Source organism: Alcaligenes sp. EGD-AK7 (assembly GCF_000465875.3).
Lineage (GTDB): Bacteria > Pseudomonadota > Gammaproteobacteria > Burkholderiales > Burkholderiaceae_B > Alcaligenes > Alcaligenes phenolicus.
Window position 1 is genome coordinate 133,210 of sequence record NZ_AVOG02000001.1, and the last position, 16,779, is coordinate 149,988.

General features: G+C 55.8%; 20 protein-coding genes and 1 tRNA gene. 16 read left to right on the top strand and 5 right to left on the bottom strand.

Annotated features, from left to right (window positions below):
• The first annotated feature begins 499 nt into the window (after window positions 1-499).
• The 16 genes from N879_RS00600 to N879_RS00670 all read left to right on the top strand — a co-directional run bounded on the left by N879_RS00600 (window position 500) and on the right by N879_RS00670 (window position 13,302).
• Window positions 500-772 (top strand): HU family DNA-binding protein, encoded by a 273-nt coding sequence (locus N879_RS00600; RefSeq protein ID WP_003799450.1) that lies wholly within the window; start codon window positions 500-502, stop codon window positions 770-772.
• Window positions 773-863: 91 nt separating this feature from the next.
• Window positions 864-939, top strand: a tRNA-Val gene (locus N879_RS00605).
• 342 nt (window positions 940-1,281) lie between these two features.
• The gene (locus tag N879_RS00610) at window positions 1,282-1,491 is read left to right on the top strand and encodes a cold-shock protein (protein WP_009461560.1); all 210 of its coding nucleotides are present in this window, start codon (window positions 1,282-1,284) and stop codon (window positions 1,489-1,491) included.
• A 188-nt stretch (window positions 1,492-1,679) separates the two neighbouring features.
• Window positions 1,680-1,847, top strand: a complete 168-nt coding sequence (locus N879_RS20525; RefSeq protein ID WP_022983143.1) for a hypothetical protein — start codon at window positions 1,680-1,682, stop codon at window positions 1,845-1,847.
• Window positions 1,848-2,067: 220 nt separating this feature from the next.
• Window positions 2,068-2,340, top strand: a complete 273-nt coding sequence (locus N879_RS00615; protein ID WP_009461562.1) for a hypothetical protein — start codon at window positions 2,068-2,070, stop codon at window positions 2,338-2,340.
• 31 nt (window positions 2,341-2,371) lie between these two features.
• Complete coding sequence (locus N879_RS00620; RefSeq protein WP_009461564.1) at window positions 2,372-2,959, top strand: class I SAM-dependent methyltransferase; 588 nt, start codon at window positions 2,372-2,374, stop codon at window positions 2,957-2,959.
• 151 nt (window positions 2,960-3,110) lie between these two features.
• Entirely contained in the window at window positions 3,111-4,130 is a 1,020-nt protein-coding gene (locus N879_RS00625) for a sulfate ABC transporter substrate-binding protein (RefSeq protein WP_021446499.1), read from the top strand.
• A 25-nt stretch (window positions 4,131-4,155) separates the two neighbouring features.
• Window positions 4,156-5,070: a sulfate ABC transporter permease subunit CysT gene (cysT, locus tag N879_RS00630; RefSeq protein ID WP_009461725.1), complete on the top strand. Its 915-nt coding sequence runs from the start codon at window positions 4,156-4,158 to the stop codon at window positions 5,068-5,070.
• Window positions 5,067-5,954: a sulfate ABC transporter permease subunit CysW gene (gene cysW, locus N879_RS00635; RefSeq protein ID WP_009461726.1), complete on the top strand. Its 888-nt coding sequence runs from the start codon at window positions 5,067-5,069 to the stop codon at window positions 5,952-5,954. Before cysT ends, cysW begins: the two co-directional genes overlap by 4 nt.
• 18 nt (window positions 5,955-5,972) lie before the next feature.
• Window positions 5,973-7,070 (top strand): sulfate/molybdate ABC transporter ATP-binding protein, encoded by a 1,098-nt coding sequence (locus tag N879_RS00640; RefSeq protein ID WP_009461727.1) that lies wholly within the window; start codon window positions 5,973-5,975, stop codon window positions 7,068-7,070.
• A gap of 248 nt (window positions 7,071-7,318) precedes the next feature.
• Window positions 7,319-8,095, top strand: coding sequence for an energy transducer TonB (locus N879_RS00645; protein WP_009461736.1), 777 nt, complete (start codon window positions 7,319-7,321; stop codon window positions 8,093-8,095).
• 9 nt (window positions 8,096-8,104) lie between these two features.
• Entirely contained in the window at window positions 8,105-8,962 is an 858-nt protein-coding gene (locus N879_RS00650) for a MotA/TolQ/ExbB proton channel family protein (protein ID WP_009461741.1), read from the top strand.
• A gap of 2 nt (window positions 8,963-8,964) precedes the next feature.
• A complete protein-coding gene (locus N879_RS00655; protein WP_021446501.1) occupies window positions 8,965-9,465 on the top strand; it encodes an ExbD/TolR family protein in 501 nt (166 codons plus the stop codon).
• 87 nt (window positions 9,466-9,552) lie between these two features.
• Window positions 9,553-10,233: a response regulator gene (locus N879_RS00660; protein WP_009461744.1), complete on the top strand. Its 681-nt coding sequence runs from the start codon at window positions 9,553-9,555 to the stop codon at window positions 10,231-10,233.
• Window positions 10,234-10,272: 39 nt separating this feature from the next.
• Window positions 10,273-11,412 (top strand): sensor histidine kinase, encoded by a 1,140-nt coding sequence (locus N879_RS00665; protein WP_009461745.1) that lies wholly within the window; start codon window positions 10,273-10,275, stop codon window positions 11,410-11,412.
• 54 nt (window positions 11,413-11,466) lie between these two features.
• Window positions 11,467-13,302 (top strand): potassium transporter Kup, encoded by a 1,836-nt coding sequence (locus N879_RS00670; protein WP_031231968.1) that lies wholly within the window; start codon window positions 11,467-11,469, stop codon window positions 13,300-13,302.
• A 117-nt stretch (window positions 13,303-13,419) separates the two neighbouring features.
• On the opposite strand, the gene N879_RS00675 is transcribed toward N879_RS00670, so the two are convergent.
• The 5 genes from N879_RS00675 to N879_RS00695 all read right to left on the bottom strand — a co-directional run bounded on the left by N879_RS00675 (window position 13,420) and on the right by N879_RS00695 (window position 16,757).
• Entirely contained in the window at window positions 13,420-13,797 is a 378-nt protein-coding gene (locus tag N879_RS00675) for a hypothetical protein (protein ID WP_009461749.1), read from the bottom strand.
• 197 nt (window positions 13,798-13,994) lie between these two features.
• Window positions 13,995-14,411, bottom strand: a complete 417-nt coding sequence (gene mnhG / locus N879_RS00680) for a monovalent cation/H(+) antiporter subunit G (protein ID WP_021446503.1) — start codon at window positions 14,409-14,411, stop codon at window positions 13,995-13,997.
• Window positions 14,408-14,689, bottom strand: coding sequence for a K+/H+ antiporter subunit F (locus tag N879_RS00685; protein WP_009461751.1), 282 nt, complete (start codon window positions 14,687-14,689; stop codon window positions 14,408-14,410). Before N879_RS00685 ends, mnhG begins: the two co-directional genes overlap by 4 nt.
• Complete coding sequence (locus N879_RS00690) at window positions 14,686-15,171, bottom strand: Na+/H+ antiporter subunit E (RefSeq protein WP_021446504.1); 486 nt, start codon at window positions 15,169-15,171, stop codon at window positions 14,686-14,688. Before N879_RS00690 ends, N879_RS00685 begins: the two co-directional genes overlap by 4 nt.
• A gap of 5 nt (window positions 15,172-15,176) precedes the next feature.
• The gene (locus N879_RS00695) at window positions 15,177-16,757 is read right to left on the bottom strand and encodes a monovalent cation/H+ antiporter subunit D (RefSeq protein ID WP_235332520.1); all 1,581 of its coding nucleotides are present in this window, start codon (window positions 16,755-16,757) and stop codon (window positions 15,177-15,179) included.
• Between the last annotated feature and the right edge of the window lie 22 nt (window positions 16,758-16,779).

Consider the following 16,779-nt stretch of genomic DNA (forward strand, 5'->3'; position numbering starts at 1 on the left):
TCGATATGGGCATGGTTGGTGTTCAGGAGAGGGGTGCAGAAATGAAGCTTCTCGCCCTCAGACAAGAAGCTAGGGTGAGGCTAAGTGCGAGGCATAAAAGGAAATTTATGCGAGCGACGGCTTGCAGAGTCGCTGCTGGATGTGCGCAAGCGCTTGAAAAAATGTTCAAAAACGTAGTATCAGCCAGCTAATTTTTTGGGGTTTCAAAGCCCAAATAACATATTTGAGGCAGCCTGTTAAGTTTCTCGATGCAAAATAGGGAAAGTCCTGCAACTTGTATCAACAGTGAGCAATGATGCGGGTTACAGGGGTTTTTTTGCTTGACACGGGTATTAAACGAAGGCTTAATACGCGGTAGCCAACCGGGGCACTTGTGCGCCCGGTAGCCATGGCAGACGGTAGTGCTTGCTTGCCCTGTCGTTTGTCACTATTAAGTCTGACCGCCACAAACTGGTTCCCGCTGGGGGCCCGTAAAATAATTTTCAGGGGTATTTTCTCAATGAATAAAACCGAGCTTATCGAATTCATTTCCACCAAAGCCGATCTGTCCAAAGCTGACGCTGGTCGTGCACTGGATGCGTTTATCGATGCCGTGACCACCACGCTGAAAGAAAAAGATACGGTTACTCTGGTTGGTTTTGGCACCTTCGCTGTGTCGGAACGCGCTGCCCGTTCGGGTCGTAACCCACGTACCGGTGAAACCATCGAGATCGAAGGCGCAAACGTGCCCAAGTTCCGTCCCGGTAAGGCTCTGAAAGACGCTGTGAATTAATTTTTAAATTAATTTACGCAAAAGACTTGCAAAAAAAATTCTTTGGTCCTATAATTCTTTTTCTTCACAAGAAGAACGGCATCACAGAAATGGGTGCTTAGCTCAGCTGGTAGAGCGGCGCCCTTACAAGGCGTAGGTCGGGGGTTCGAACCCCTCAGCACCCACCATTTCTTTTGCTAGTCGAATCAAGCACTTAGGTAAAACTAAGTGCTTTTTTTGTGCCTGTTTGGTTTGTATTTCAGGTCAATTCATACTAACGCTGCTCTACCAGACCCGTGCCCTTTGTCGCCAGATATGCCTACTGAAACCATGTAAGCATTGGTAAGGCATTCACCCGCTAACAAGGACTAGTCGTGTTGCGTGTCAATAATCACCCTTGTGTTGGGTCGCAAGTGGCGAAACCGGCAGGGTGCTCCAACCGCTTAGTTTGTAACGGTGCTATCAATATATGCGGATAGCGTCCATAGTGTGTCCAGGGACATTTTTCCCCTGATTAATTAGGACATACATTGAAAACAGAAATTGGTATTGTGAAGTGGTTCAATAACGAAAAAGGCTTCGGCTTCATCATGCCGGAGAGTGGCGGTAAAGACCTCTTCGCGCACCACAGTGAAATTCAGGGTTCTGGGTTTAAATCTCTGGAGGAGAACCAACGCGTTTCCTTCGTTGCTGGCGTTGGCCAAAAAGGCCCTTGCGCTACCCAGATCCAGATCGTTTGACCCCCCTGCTTGCCTGCATAGGCAAGTGTAGCGTCGGTCGATAAAGCCGAACCCTTTGAAATATTGGGTTCGGCTTTTTCATTTATGTTTCCCCCTCCATGTGGACATATTGTGCTTCTGTCCACTGCTCACATGTGTCGTATGAGGGTGACTCTATTGGGGACTATGGCCCCAAGGGAAGCAAGGCCATGATGGATTACCTGCCCAAAGCCTACGACGAAGATATTCGTATCCGTGTTGAGGATCAAGGTCCGGTTGTGGCTGGTCGTGACTTGATGGAGTTTACGGTTGAAGACAAGGCGGTCCTTGTCTATGACGAGGCGGGCAAGGAACTGATGCAGGTGCCACGCCGATGATCTTGATTCGAGCGTTCTGCGTGAGAAGCTGAAATACGGGGAGTGGCGACAAAGGCTTATTCCTGCAACTTGTCATGCCTCTCCCGTTTGAACTGCTGCCAGGCAAAGGCAAAGGCAAAGCACAGGCAAGGCAGCGATACTAGCAACAGCTGCCCGGCCTTGAGCGTAGTGGCTATTCAGGCAACACTACACCTTGTCGATATGCGCTCCTCGGGTCTTCATGAGCAAACTACTTTCTTGCCTGTCCCCTCTTGCCACCTTGATTCTGGCATGGCTGGCCTTTATGTTTCTTTTGTTTTTCCCGCCGCTATGGATCTTGTGGTCGGTGCTGGTCGTGTGCCTGGGCTGGATCAATTACAGAGGGATACGTTACGCATTGGGCAATAGTGACAAGTCCAAGCCCTGGCACCTTTGGTTCAATGTGGGCGAGTGCCTGTTGGCGGTGATTGTCCTGACTTTACTGGTCCGTGACCTTGACGTCCCAGCGACCTGATTTTTCCTCTTGTTGTACGAGAAACGTGTTTATGTATTCGGACCCTTGGCTTGATCGCTGGTTACCCTTGATCGCTCAACGTGAAATTTCTTCGCCGGTACTGGAGATAGGCTGTGGTTTTGGCGACGATACGTTGACCTTGACCCAGGCAGGATTGAAGGTGATGGCTTTTGACCTCTCACCCGAAGGTGTGGCAATCGCACAGCAGCGCGCTCCCGAGGCTTTGATTGAGTGCAGGGATACGCGAGGTCCCTGGCCGCAGGCGGCGAATAATCTTGAGCTGGTCCTGGCCAGCTTGTCCCTGCATTATTTCCCCTGGGATGAAACCCGGGCCATTGTGCGCAGAATCTGGAATAGCTTGCGGCCCGGTGCCTTGTTTTTATGTCGCCTGAACTCCACCGAAGATGTGAATTTCGGTGCCGGGCAGGGCGAGTTGATTGAAGCCAACTTCTATCGCGACCAAGGCAATTGCAAGCGTTTCTGTGATCAGGCCAGCGTAGAGCAGTTATTTGGGGCCGAATGGCGCCGGATTTCTGTCCAGCACATGACATCGCACAAATATATAAAGCAAAAAACGATGTGGGAGCTGGTGTTGGAAAAAGGGCAGTTGTCAGGCTGATTCCCGGACCCTGAGCACTCTGGATCTGGCAGCCGTTTCGGTCCCCTCCATCTCCCCGCTATATCTAACCAAAGAATCGGTATTTAGCCGGGTGTAACACCCTTGCTAGACTCGTTCTCATTGCTTGGAAATGGTTTCTAGGGGGTGGGAAATGAAGCGGATTCAACAGAAGTGGAACGGCGTTCGGGCAGGGGCTTTGCTGGCGTTGGTGCTGGCGGCGGCAACCGCTGTTGCAGCCGAGGTCAGTATTCTGAATGTTTCGTACGACCCAACGCGTGAACTGTATGCTGAATTCAATAAGGCTTTCCAGGCGCATTACAAAGAGCAAACCGGTGACAGTGTAGTCATCCGTAGTTCCCACGGTGGTTCCAGCAAGCAGGCCCGTACCGTGATTGATGGCGTGCCCGCTGATGTGGTGACGCTAGGTATTTCTTCCGATATTGATCAGATCGCTCAGTCCGGTTTGCTGGACAAAGGCTGGCAGGCTCGCCTGCCAGACAACAGTACGCCTTACACCTCCACGATTGTCTTGCTGGTGCGCAAGGGTAATCCCAAGGGGATTCACGACTGGAACGACTTGATTCGCTCTGATGTAAAGGTAGTTACGCCCAATCCTAAAACTTCGGCGGGGGCACGTTGGAACTATCTGGCGGCCTGGTTGTACGCCCTGAAGCAAGGCAATGGGGATGAAGCGCAGGCCCGTGACTTTGTGGCCAAGCTGTATCGCAACGTCAGCGTGCTGGATTCCGGTGCGCGTGGATCGACCACAACCTTTGTGGAACGGGGCATTGGCGATGTATTGATTGCCTGGGAGAACGAGGCGCTCTTGTCCGTCAAGGATCTGGGGCCCGATCGCTTCGATATTGTGGTGCCTTCCAGCAGTATTCTGGCCGAGCCGCCCGTGGCGCTGGTAGATGCCAATGCCGCCAAGCATGGCACGGAAAAAGTGGCTCAGGCCTATCTGGAATATCTGTATAGCCCGGAAGGTCAGGAAATCGCCGCCCGTCATTTTTACCGTCCTCGCCTGGAGTCGGTGGCCGCCAAGTACCGCGATCAGTTCCCGGCGTTGAAACTGTACAAGGTTGACGATGAGCTGGGCGGTTGGACTCAGGTTCAGGCCAAGCACTTTGCGGATGGTGGCGTGTTCGACAGCATCTACTTGAGCAAGTAACCCCACTATCACCGAGGACCGTTCGATGTCACAGGCTCGTCTTTGGGGATTTCTGCCCGCTGCTCGCAAGCAGCGGGCTCTGCCAGGCTTTGGCTTGACCATGGGTTTGTCCATCAGCTATTTGAGCCTGATTGTTCTGATCCCCTTGTCTGCTGTTTTGCTCAAGACCACCTCTATGGGTTGGTCGGCCTTTTGGGAAACCATCAGTGCTGCGCGCGTCTTGGCTTCCTTGAAACTGACCTTTGGGATGGCCGCTTTGGCGGCGTTGATCAATGGTGTATTTGGCTTGATTCTGGCCTGGGTCCTGGTGCGTTACCGCTTTCCGGGTCGTCGAATTGTGGATGCCTTGATTGATCTGCCCTTTGCCTTGCCAACGTCGGTAGCCGGGATTTCCTTGGCAGCGATTTATGCGCCTACGGGCTGGATCGGTTCCTGGGCTGAACCTTATGTTGGGCAGATTGCCTTTACCCCTTGGGGTGTGCTGATCGCCCTGATTTTTATTGGACTGCCCTTTGTTGTGCGTACCGTGCAGCCGGTTCTGGAAGAGCTGGAACAGGAGCAGGAGGAGGTCAGTGCTTGCCTGGGGGCCGATCGCTTCCAGACGGTCACCAAGGTGATTCTGCCCGCTATCTTGCCCGCCTGCTTGACGGGCGTAGCGCTGGCTTTTGCCCGTGCGGTGGGTGAGTACGGTTCCGTGATTTTCATTGCCGGTAATGTCCCTATGGTTTCGGAAATTACACCCTTGCTGATCGTGATCAAGCTGGAGCAGTTTGACTATGCCGGAGCCTCGGCGCTGGCCGTTTTGATGATGGTGCTGTCCTTCATTATCTTGCTGGCGATCAATCGCTTGCAGTGGTACTTGCAGTCACGTCATTCGGGCCAGGCTAGTGGCAAGGCAGCCAAGGTGGCCGCGCCTTTGACTTTGGAGGGCGCACGATGAGCAGCCTGACGATGGATTCATCTGTGCAGGCGGTGCCGGTACATACGGCGCGCTTGCGGGCGGCGCAGGATGAAGGTCCGGCCGTCAAAGCCCTATTGATTGGTATTGCCTTGCTGTTCTTTGTGCTGTTCTTGCTCCTGCCTTTGATCCTGGTCTTCATGACGGCTTTTAGCCGGGGCATCATGCCGTATCTGTCCGCCTTGAGCGAGAGCGATACCTTGCATGCCGCCAGCCTGACAGTTCTGGTTGCCGTGATTGCCGTGCCTTTGAATATCGCGTTTGGTCTGGCCGCCTCCTGGGCGATTGCGCGTTTTGAGTTTCGTGGAAAAAGCATTCTGACGACGCTGATCGACCTGCCGTTCTCGGTATCGCCTGTCATTGCCGGTTTGATGTTTTTACTGATTTTTGGTCGCCAAGGCCCATTTTGGGATTGGCTGGACGCTAATAACATTCGTATCGTATTTGCCTTGCCCGGTTTGGTTTTGGCGACTTTGTTTGTCACTTTCCCCTTTGTGGCGCGTGAACTGATTCCGCTGATGCAAATGCAGGGCAGCGAAGAAGAGCAGGCTGCGCGGGTGCTGGGGGCCAATGGCAGGCAGATGTTCTGGCGGGTGACTCTGCCCAAGATCAAGTGGGGCCTGCTGTATGGCGTGATTCTGTGCAATGCCCGTGCCATGGGCGAGTTTGGGGCGGTGTCGGTGCTGTCGGGCCATATACGGGGCCAGACCAACACGCTGCCCTTGCATGTAGAGATTGAGTACAACGACTATCACACGGTGGGCGCTTTTGCGGCGGCTTCGGTGCTGGCGGTCTTGGCTTTACTGACGTTGGCGCTTAAATTGTGGGCCGAGCGCAAAATGGTTCAAGACGGTCATCGTGGATGATCGCATTCGGAGTTCATTATGAGTATCGAAGTTCGTCATCTATCTAAACAGTTTGGTGCGTTTACGGCACTGGGTGATGTGACATTGGATTTCCCAGCGGGCGAGCTGGTGGCTTTGCTGGGGCCGTCGGGCTGCGGCAAGACGACCTTGCTGCGTATCGTGGCTGGCCTGGAACATGCGGATGCGGGTCAGGTGCTGATCAACGGCAAGGATGTGGCTGCTGTGGGCACGCGTGATCGCCAGGTGGGTTTTGTGTTCCAGCACTATGCCCTGTTCCGCCACATGACGGTATTTGAAAACGTCGCCTTTGGTCTGCGCATTAAGCCACGCAAGCAGCGCTTGCCCGAAGCCCAGATTCGTCAGCGTGTGCACGAGCTGTTGGAGCTGGTGCAGCTGGATTGGCTGGCCGATCGCTACCCAGCGGCCTTGTCGGGTGGCCAGCGGCAGCGTATTGCTCTGGCACGTGCCTTGGCGGTGGAACCGGGTGTCTTGTTGCTGGACGAGCCGTTTGGTGCCTTGGATGCCAAGGTGCGCAAGGAACTGCGTTCCTGGCTGCGTCGTCTGCATGATGACCTCCATATCAGTACCTTGTTTGTGACGCACGACCAGGAAGAGGCCATTGAAGTGGCTGATCGTATTGTGGTGCTCAATAAAGGCCGGGTTGAGCAGGAAGGCGCCCCGCAGGATGTCTATAACCACCCTGCCAGTCCTTTTGTGTATGAGTTCCTGGGGGCGGCGAATCGCTTGCCGGGTCAGTTCCAGCACGGACGCTTTGTGGCTGATCCTCAGTTGGGACAATTCGAGTCCAATCAGGCCTTGAATGCTCAGGATGCGGGTCAGGGGGAAGCAGTAGGCTATGTGCGCCCGCATGACCTCGATTTACAGCGTCAATTGGATGGCCAGGGCATCGTCGTGGCCGTGCAGCGCATTATTCCCTTGGGGGCGACAGTACGGGTTGAACTGGCCTTGAACGAGGGCGAGCGTGCTTGGGAAGCCGAGTTCGATCATCAGCGTTGGTCGCAGCTGGGCTTGCGGCCTGGTGAGCGGGCTTTAGCCTTGCCACGCAAGTTCAGCGCTTTCCCTATCGAATCTCAAACCGAAGCGCGATTGTCCTGATTTCTTGCAAATTATTCGCAACAGGCTGACCCTAGGTCAGCCTGTCTGCGTTAGTATCTGGAGGTTTTTTGCAGGGCGGGTTGGAGCAGGAAATATTACAGGAATTTAGTATTGAGAATCATTCCTGTTTCTGTTAAGATTCGATACTTCACTGGGCATCCTGTCCGGTCCCGTCATGGTCCATGCGGGTTGCAGAATGTGTAGAACGGATTATGACCGGAATTGCTTCTCAAAAGAATAATCGCTCGATGCTGGCCTTGAAGGCAACTGGCTTGGCATTGGCACTGGGATTGCACGTGGGTGTCGTGGCTACCATCTTGTGGACGGAAACCCCCAAGATTGTGGGTGAACCTGCCCCCATGGATGTTGTTGGGGTGACTTTGGTGGAAGTGTCGGAGTCCCCGGTTCAGCAAGAGCAGGTCAGTGCCCCTCCTGAGGAAGTGGTGGCCGAGCCGGAACCTGAGCCCGAACCCGAGGTGGAACCGGACCCCGAGCCTGAGCCAGAACCGGTTGTTGAGCCGGAACCCGAGCCAGAGCCTATCGTGGAAAAACCTCCGATTCCCGAGCCGCCCAAGCCCAAACCAAAACCCAAGCCGAAACCCAAGCCCAAGCCACAGCCCAAGCCCGAGGTCCCACCGGCAGAAACACCGCAGCCTGCTCAACCAGCCGCTCCTGCCGCTCAAGCAGGTCCAGCTACGGACAATACGTCCTCCCAAACTGCCGCCCGTTCTACGGATGGTGATCGGCCCAAGCTGATTGGTCGTGTAGATTATTTGGGACGTCGTCCTGTGCCGGTGTACCCCCGGGCTTCCGAGCGCCGTCGTGAGCAGGGCCGCGTGGTGGTTCGTGTAGTGATTTCAACCCAAGGAACCGTGCTGGAAGCTAAAGTGCAAAGCTCCTCAGGCTATGAACGTCTGGATGAGTCGGCACTGAAAGCAGTACGCACAGCGCGTTTCAAACCGTATACGGAAAATGGTGTGGCCTATCGTGCCATGGCCGATATTCCTTTCGACTTTGTTTACTAGGATATATCAATGATGCAGGAACTATTTCAAAGCGTATGGGTAAGCCTGGCACAAGTTGCAGGGCCTGTTGCAGATCAGGCTGCCGCCAGTGTTGCTGCCGCTGAGGAAGCGACCGGGGTGCTGCACTTTATCCAGCAAAGTGATGTGGTCGGCAAGACCTTGTTCGTCATTCTGGCCTTGATGTCGGTTGCCAGCTGGTACCTGATTATCGTCAAGGGCGTGCTGTCCTTCCGCCTGAAGCGTCGCTCACAAGGTTTCATGCGTGAATTCTGGTCCGCCAGTTCTCTGGAGCAGGTTGAAAACGAAATCGCCACCCACGGTGCCCGCGATCCCTTCAGTCACTTGGCCAGCCACGCTATTCACGCTCAAAAACACCATGTGAAATACGGCGCCATGCGTCTGGAAGAGAAAGGCTCTACCGATGCCTTTGTCTCGCGCATCATGCGTAAAGTCATGGATGAAGAAACCGCCAAGCTGGAAAACGGCCTGACGCTGCTGGCTTCGGTGGGTTCTACCGCTCCGTTTGTGGGTCTGTTCGGTACGGTTTGGGGTGTGTACCACGCACTGATCAATATCGGTCTGTCCGATGGTGTAACCCTGAACAAGATCGCCGGTCCTGTGGGTGAAGCCCTGGTGATGACCGGTCTGGGTCTGGCCGTGGCTATTCCTGCCGTATTGGCATACAACGCTTTTGTGCGTACCAACCGCGTTTACCTGTCCCAGCTGGACGCGTTTGCTCACGATCTGTTTACTTTCCTGACCACAGGCCAGCCTGTGCAAGATAACCAACCTGTTCTGCGTCGTGTCCCTAGCTCGGGCGGTGGTGCAGCATCGAGCTCGGCAGCGGCTGCCAAGCGGGAGCACTAATCATGGCTTTTGGCAGCTTTGATAATCGCAATTCGGGCTCCGCGCTGTCCGAAATCAATATGGTGCCGCTGATCGACGTCATGCTGGTGTTGCTGGTGATCTTTCTGATCACTGCTCCGCTGCTGTCGCACTCCATCAAGATTCAGCTGCCCCAGGCGACGTCTGAACCAGTCCAGCAAGATCCCAAGACGATTGATCTGGCGATTGACGCAGAAGGGCAGATCTTCGTGAACGAGCAGCCGGTGGCGCTGGAAGACCTGACCGCCACGCTGGCCCCTTACTCCAAGGATCAGCCTCAGCCTGAATTGCGTATCCGTGCCGATACCGATACTCGCTACGAAACACTGGCCCAGGTCATGAGCCGCTCCAAAGCTTCCGGCCTGACCCGTCTGGGTTTCATTACGCGTCCAGGTCCAACGACCAAGGCCGCGGGTGATGAGGGCGAAGCCAAGGAAGGCGCCGTCGTCGACCAGAAGGCCGTTGAGCCTAAACCCGCTCTGTAATTCCAGGTTCTTCTTCGTGTTGTTTTTTCTGGCCCCTCGCTTTGCATCTGCAACGCGAGGGGCCAGTTTCGTAATAAAATCCCCCGAATGCGTGTACTAGTTATCGAAGACGACGCCATACTGGGCGCCGCACTGCAGGAATTTCTCAACGATCAGGGCTACGCTGTTGACTGGCTCCAGGAAGGCGAAAGTGCCTTGAAGGAGTTGGCCGCCCAGGTCTACGATCTTCTGCTCCTGGACTTGAACTTGCCCGGCATCAGTGGCCTGGACGTGCTGCGCCAATTGCGTCAGCAGGGCAACGCTATTCCCGTCCTGATTCTGACTGCGCGTGATGGCGTGGATGATCGTGTCGGCGGCCTGGATGCCGGTGCTGACGACTACCTGATCAAACCTTTTGACCTGTCCGAGCTGGCCGCCCGCGTGCGTGTTTTTGGCCGCCGCCGCAGTGGTCAGGTACAGCCCATTATTGATGTGGGTCCCTTGAGCTTTGATACCATTGGCCGCGAGCTGCGCTGTGCCGGTCAACGTGTGACCTTGTCGGTGCGCGAGCTGTCCGTACTGGAAATGCTGATGATGCGCGCGGGCCGTGTTGTCACCAAGCAGCAAATTATCAACTCCTTGTCTGCCTGGGATGCCGATTTCAGCGACAATGCAGTCGAAGTCTACGTGTATCGTTTGCGCAAGCGCCTGGAAGGCACCGGGGCTGTCATACAGACTGTGCGCGGCTTTGGCTATTTGCTCGATGTGGAGAGCGTGGCCGGAGCATAACGGCAGCCCGTGCCCGCTGCCTGAAACCTTAGGTCAACCATGCCCGATCAGCATCTTTCTCCAGCGGTAAAAACCTCCTTGTTGCGAGGCTGGCTGGAGCGCTTTCTTGCTCCCGGTTCTTTGGCCCGCAAACTGATGGGCCGTTTGTTTCCCCCGATCTCCATTCTGGTGGTGCTCGATTTGAGCGTTACCTGGATACTGACGCGTCGCATGAGCCTGGAAGACTGGCTGCTGCGCGACATTTTCTGGACCATGGCACTGAGCCAGGTGCTGTTGGTCAGTCTGATTGCCTGGGTATTGCTGTCGGGGATTCGCTCGCAGTTGGCGTCCATTGATGATTTATCGCAGCAAATCCGTAACCGTGCTGATGATGACTTCGAGCGTCTGGATGCCAGTGCCTTGCCCGCCGAGATTGTGCCGCTGGTGGAGCACTTCAACGAGTTGCTGGAACGTCAGCGTGATACCCTGCAGGCGCAAAAGCGCTTTATTGGTCACGCAGCGCATCAGTTGCGCACACCCCTGACGGGTTTGCAGCTGGAGTCCGAGCTGATGCTGGCAAGGCCTTTGCCAGAAGATATCCGCCAACGGGCCGAGCGCATCAAAAGTGTTTCGGACCGCATGATTCGTCTGGGCCAACAGTTGTTGGTGCTGGCACGTACCGATGCGGACACTAATATTAAAGACAGCTTTGTGCGCCTGGACTTGTGTGAATGGGCGCGCGAGGAGGGCGGTGACTGGTTCTTGCAGGCTCGTCAGCATGGTGTGGAAATCCATTTGCTGGCACCTGAAAAGCCGGTCTGGATTGATGCTGCCCCCGTGCTCTTGCGGGAGTTATTGTCCAATCTGATGGATAACGCCTTGCGTTACGGACAAGGGACAGACCGCATTGTCTTGCGGGTGGCCAGTAATCCACCCTCCTTGTCGGTGGAAGATCACGGGCCGGGTATTGAGTCCAGCGAGCAGCAGCGCGTATTTGAAGCCTTTTACCGCTCCCCCGGTACCCAAGCAGGAGGTTCTGGCTTGGGCTTGGCCATTGTGCAGGAGATTGCCCGTGCGCATGGCGCCTGGTGGAGCCTGATGAGCCGTCCTGATTTTCCAGGCACTCGCATCACCATTGTTTTTCCCGGTCCGCGTATTGGTGCGCGTCTGACCCGGCACGATACTTTGATTGGAAACTAAGCCTTGAACACAGCAACAGAAAACCCCAAAAAAGCGGCTCAGGCCGCCTTGTTAATGGGCGCTTTAGGCGTGGTGTATGGCGATATAGGAACCAGCCCGCTCTACACCATGAAAGTGGCCTTGAGTGCTTACGGACAGCCTGGTGCCGAACAGGTCTATGGAGTGCTGTCCTTGCTGTTCTGGCTGCTGACCCTGGTGGTCTCCATCAAGTACGTCACGGTGGTGTTGCGTCTGGACAATAAAGGTGAGGGCGGCACGCTGGCCCTGATGGAATTGGCGGCACGCGGCATTCAGGGGCCACGTCGGCAGATTATTGTGGTGCTGGGGCTGATTGGTGCTGCCTTGTTTTATGGGGACAGCATCATTACCCCGGCCATCTCCGTGATGTCGGCGCTGGAAGGCATAGGGATGGTGTCTCACGTGCTGGACCCTTGGGTCGTACCTTTGGCTCTGGGCGTCTTGCTGGCCTTGTTTCTGATCCAGTCCCATGGCACGGGCACCATGGGTAAGTTGTTCGGCCCCATTATGTTGACCTGGTTTCTGGTGCTGGGTGGCTTGGGTCTATGGCGTGTTATTGAGCATCCCCAAGTTTTGATGGCCCTGGACCCACGGTGGGCCGTGGCTTTTATTGCTGAGGCTCCCTGGCAAACCTTTTTGCTTTTGGGGGCCTTGGTCCTGGCCTTGACGGGGGCCGAGGCCTTGTACGCCGATATGGGCCATTTTGGCCGTCCTTTAATTCGTAAAGCCTGGTTCATGATTGTCATGCCCTGCCTGGTCCTGTGTTATTTCGGCCAAGGCGCATTGTTGATTTCCGACCCAACCGCCATTCGTAATCCGTTCTTCTTCCTGGCTCCCAACTGGGCCTTGGTGCCCATGGTGATGTTGGCAACGGTTGCAACGGTGATCGCCTCCCAGTCCGTGATATCCGGTGCGTTTTCTGTAACTCGTCAGGCGGTGCAGCTTGGTTTTTGGCCGCGCATGGTGATTCAACATACTTCAGCCAAAGAAGAAGGGCAGATCTACTTGCCGCGTGTGAATTTGCTGCTATGCGTGGCGGTGATGATTCTGGTCCTGAGCTTTGGCTCCTCGGATCGCCTGGCCCATGCTTATGGCTTTGCAGTCACGGGTACCATGCTGATGACCAGTTTGCTGGCTCTGGTACTGCTGCCGCGCCGCGCTAGCGGAATCAAGCGCTGGGCCTGGCTGGGGCTCCTGGGTGTTTTCCTGATTCTGGACATATTGCTGTTCTCGGCCAATGCGCTCAAGATTCTGGAAGGCGGTTGGCTGCCTTTGCTGGTGGGTGCTGTGCTGCTGGGCTTGATGCTGACCTGGCGTCAGGGACGAGCCGCCTTGCACGAACGTCTGCTTGAAAACAAGCAGCCGATAAAAGAGTTCTTGCTGAGCCTGGAGGAGTACGCTCCGACCCGTGTACCAGGGACGGCGGTGTTCATGAGCACCATTCCCGACTCGGTTCCTCCGGCCTTATTGCATAACCTGAAACACAATAAAGTCCTGCATGAACAGGTCCTGTTTTTGACCGTAACCAGTGCCGGTGTGCCTTACGTTCCTTTTGGGGAGCGCTATAGCCTGCAACGTCTAAGCCGAGGCAGCTGGCAGGCGGTGGCTTCCTGGGGCTTCAAGCAAGAGCCCAATGTGCCGCAGTTGCTGGAGCAGATTGCTCTGGAGCACCCGGAGCTGAATCTGGAGCCTATGCAGACGTCCTACTTCCTGTCGCGCCAGACGGTGATGATCCAATCCCGTCAGCCCTGGTACTTGGGCTGGCGTCGTCGCTTGTTTGCTTTCATGGCGCGCAATGCCAGCCGTAGCACGCGCTTTTTCAAAATCCCGCCTAATCGCGTGGTGGAGATGGGGATACAGGTGGAGCTGTAGGTGGAGACATTTGCAGCTGCAGCTAGCTATTGCAGCCAGTAGAAACAAAGAATGGGCCTTTTCAAGGCCCATTCTTTTTATCTGGCTAGCTATTATGAATAGCCGTGTTTTCTGCGTTTACTGAGCAGGCACCACAGTCGTGGTTTCGCGAAGGATACCGCCGCCTTCCACGCTACCGCGTACCGTTGTGTCCTGGCCGGTCATGGATTTCAGGCAGTCTTGCTGGCGATCAGCGGGTAAGCGATGGCAGCGCGCTTGCCGGTTGGCATCCAGATTGTGATCGCGCTTGTCCAGCTTGTGCTGACGTTCGGCTTGCAGCGCGGCACCGGCTTCGCGACGGCAAGTGGTGCGCTGGTCGCCTTTGAATTGCTCACAGCGCTGGATGTCGTGTCGGTAGTCTTGGGATGGGGTTTGAGCCCAGGCAGCAGAGGACAGCAAACCCAGGCTGAGCAAGCCAGCACTCAGAACTCGGGATGGGCGTGTAAGTAGACTCATCGATCTCACTCCTTTACTTGCTAAGGGAATCACCGGCTTGGCGAGCACTGTTACGAGCAGGTATGAGTAGCAGGCCGCAAAGCCCCAAAAGCGACTGCGTATGGGGCAATTCCCGATACGCAGTAAACGCTTACTAGTATAAGTGGAGCAGTTGCAAGTGAGGGTAATAAAACTTGTCTAAACCCTCTCTGCTTGATTTAGGTCTTGTCGCTAGCTGGTGGTTGAGCCAAATCTTTGGGCAGAGGCGCTTTATGTGGCATGTCCAGATAGCCTGGCTCGTCCGGGCCATATTCGGCCAGACGTTGGCGATGTTCGCGTTTGATGGCAGCGCGCATCAGAAAGATGGCGGTGACCGGCGAGGTAATGATCAAGAGCACACTCAGGATGAGCGGATGCAGGATAGGGCGGCTCATCAGGTGGCTGGCGCTGATGGCGACGGCCAGCACCATGAAGAACGTACCCAGCGTGTTCCCCATGGTGGGAGCATGGATGCGTGAATAAAAGTGTTTGAAGCGCAGCAAGCCAGCCGAACCCACCAGGGCCACGATGCCGCTAAGAACTAGCAAAAGGGCAACCGGGACAGCCAGCCACCAAGGTAGTAAAGGCGTATTCATGGCTCGATCACCTCGGCACGCAGCAGGAATTTCGCCATGGCTGCCGAGCCTACAAAACCGAACAGGGCAATCAGCAAGGCGATATCAAAGTACAAGGTAGAGTCAAAACGGATGCCCAGGGCCAGCAAGGCCAGCATACCGTTGATGTACATGGTGTCCAGCGCCAGCACGCGGTCGGCGGCAGAGGGGCCTTTAAGCAGGCGGATGACGGCGCAGCCCATGCCCAGGACAAAGCAGCCCAGGGCAAACTGACAGGCCCAGTAAACAATGTCTATCATTGGAAAATCTCCAGTAGCGGTCCTTGGTAGCGCTTCTGAATAGTGTCTAACCAGACCTGTTCGTCTTGCAGATCCAGAATGTGCAAAGTCAGGACACGGGTCTCGTAATCGAAGCCGGACCAGACGGTCCCTGGGGTGTAGGTAATGATGCACGCCAAGGCTGCCAGACCATGTGGGTCAGTCAGTTGCAACGGGATGGCCAGAAAGCCGGGGCGGGGCGCGTTGCCGCCTTTCAGAACCAAGTGGCCAACGGCAATATTGGACAGCACAATGTCCCAGGCCACTTGGCAAATCAGTTTCAAGGCCAGAAAAGGGTGGCGGATGCTGGCCTTAACCGGACGAAATGGAATGGCCGCCAAGCTCAGGGCGATAGCCAGGAACAGGCCCAGCACCACGTAACCGGCCGAGAGCGAGTCGTTCAGCAGCAGCCACAGGCCAAGCAGTAGCAAGGGCAGGAAAAGATGTTTGGTATAGCGTCGCATCAGAATCACTCCGCTTGAACAGAACGTAGCGGGTTCTGCCGCAGGACGGACCCTATATAAATACGGGGTTCGTCCAGTTGCTGGGCTGTTTGTTCCAGGTAGGTGGTGATCGGGCCGGCATACCAGCTCAAGATCCCGCAAGCCACAATAATGCTGGCAATGGGGGCAGCTTCGATCAGCTTCAGGCGGGGAATCGTCAGGGAGCTATTGCTCCAGAACAGACGAATGCCCACACGTACCATGGCGATCAAACCGGCTACGCCGGAAATCAGCACGGCAGCGGTCAGAATCCAGGCGTTTAGAGGTTCTGGCGATTGGCCCGAGGCTTTCAGCGCGGCTGTCAGCAAGGACAGCTTGGCTACAAAACCGGACAGCGGTGGCAGGCCCACAATCAGCAAGGCGCAGGCAATAAAGGACATGCCCAGGAACACCATCACGCCAGGAATAGCCACACCTACCACGTCATCGCTATTGTCTTCGGACTCCGGGTCGTCCAGATCAAAGACTTCCTGACTGACGGCCAGCAGGTCGGCACCAAAAGGTTTGGTACGGCTAACCAGTTCCAGCAGCAGGAAGAAAGCACCCAAGGCCAGAACGCTGCTGAGCATGTAGTACAGGGCAGGGCCGGTCAGGATGACGCCGGGCATGCCCAAGGCGGCCAGCAAGGTGCCGGAGGACACGATGATGCAATAACTGGCCAGTCGTTCGGGTTGCTGTGCGGCCATGACACCGATAGCGCCGAAGGCGAGCGTGGCGATCCCGGCGGGGAACATCCAGGCCACGCCAAAGGCGGCAGGTGCTCCCGTAGGCAGTAGCAAGGAGCCGATACGTAGCAGTGCGTAAATACCCACTTTGGTCATGATCGCAAACATGGCAGCGACCGGTGCACTGGCATTGCCATAGGCATTGGGTAGCCACAAGTTCAAGGGCCAGGCGGCGGCCTTGATCAGAAAGGCAATCCCCAGAATGGCCATGGCCGATTCAAATACCAGACGATCCGAATCCGGCATGGAGCCCGCACGCAGAGCCAGATCAGCCATGTTCAGGGTGCCGGTGACACCGTAAACCAGGGCAATGGCGATCAGCAGCAAGAAGGAGGAGATCAGGTTGACGGCAATGTAGTGCAGACCGGCACTGACGCGGGCCGCGCCCGAACCGTGCAGCATCAGACCATAGGATGCGGCCAGCAGAACCTCGAAGAACACAAACAGGTTGAACAGGTCACCTGTCAGGAAGGCGCCGTTCAGGCCCATCAAGAGCAGCTGGAACAAGGAGTGGAAATGCACCCCCACGCGATCCCAGCGTGCTAGCGAATAGAACCAGCAGCAAAAGGCCAGCACATTGGTCAGCACCAGCAAGAAGGCGGCCAGCCGGTCCACGACCAGCACAATCCCGAAGGGAGCGGGCCAGTCACCGAGCAGGTAGACACCGACGGACTGGGGCCAGATCGGGTCCAGCGTGCCATCGGCCAACAAGAGCAGATAGACCGCGCAGAACAACTGGGCCAATAAGGAGCTGAAAGCGATCAGCAGCTTGTAGTGACGGCGCTTGTCGCGCAGCATCACCATCAGGGCCGCGGCCATCATGGGGATGGCAACGGGCAATACG